This is a genomic window from Neisseria sp. P0022.S010 (assembly GCF_051956635.1).
In genome coordinates this window covers 1-985 of sequence record NZ_JBQCXF010000748.1, presented here as the reverse complement: position 1 = coordinate 985, position 985 = coordinate 1, and the positions used below count along the sequence as shown (strand labels likewise).

The window sequence follows — 985 nt, the reverse complement described above, 5'->3', positions numbered from 1 at the left end:
AAACAACGCGCGCCATTGCCACACTGCTCTACTTCCCGACCATCGGCATTGAAAATGCGGTACCGAAAATCGACCGCATCAGAAGAAGGCTTCTCCACCACCAAAAACTGATCAAAACCCACGCCGCGATAACGGTCCGCCCATTGGGCAAGCGGCGCAGTCAACGGATCAAAGTCCTGATTGATGGCATTGACCACCATAAAATCATTGCCCAAGCCGTGCATCTTCGTAAATTTCAAAGTTTTCATTATTCATTCACATTCTTATTAAATCATTATTTCGGCACATTCTACACCAGAATGATATATTCGTTTCTATCTTGTTTTTCAGACGGCCTTGCGCCCTTTTACCAATACTAACACCAGCCACCCCGCAAAAATACTATACTTCCCACATTACAAACATTTCTTATTCCAAGGATACACATTATGAAAAAAGTTCTCTTACCTGCCCTTTTGGCCGCTTCACTCAGCGCATGTACAGTCGGCACACCCGGCGTTTCCGTCGGCTTGGGCGTCGGCACCAGCATCGGCCGCCACGTCGGCTTGGGCACATCCATCAACATCCCTGTCGGCTTGGACAAAACCAAAACCACCAAAGACACAGATTCAGACGGCATCCGTATCTCAGAAGAACAAATCGTGACCTATTTTGATGCACACGGCACACCCAGCAACAGCGCAGTCAAAGGCGGCTTCCATCGCCAACTGATCAGCAAACGCAACAATGAATACGTTGTCCAAGACTTTTACAGCGACAACAGCCAAAAACGCACAGACCCCTACGTCCTCAGCCGCAACCAACTGATGCAGTTCCGCGCCACGCCAAGCAACGGCTCGTTAACCACTTACGCCTACAACGGCACCGTGATGCAGCAGCAAGTGTTCCAAAACGGCAAATTGGTTAACGCCAAATACTAAAGGCCGTCTGAAACGGCTGGAAAGCATGTGAAACTTGATTACAAAATATTTTTAACATTCAAACA

General features: G+C 48.0%; 1 protein-coding gene and 1 pseudogene. One reads left to right on the top strand and one right to left on the bottom strand.

Translation table 11 applies throughout. From position 1 onward, the window contains the following. Positions 1-248, bottom strand: a pseudogene (locus tag ACTHUT_RS21145) (diaminopimelate epimerase); the annotation flags it as partial. 180 nt (positions 249-428) lie between these two features. Between ACTHUT_RS21145 and ACTHUT_RS21140 the strand changes: the two are divergent. After that, on the top strand, positions 429-920 hold the full coding sequence (locus ACTHUT_RS21140; protein ID WP_049329782.1) for a hypothetical protein: 492 nt from the start codon (positions 429-431) through the stop codon (positions 918-920). Positions 921-985: the final 65 nt, after the last annotated feature.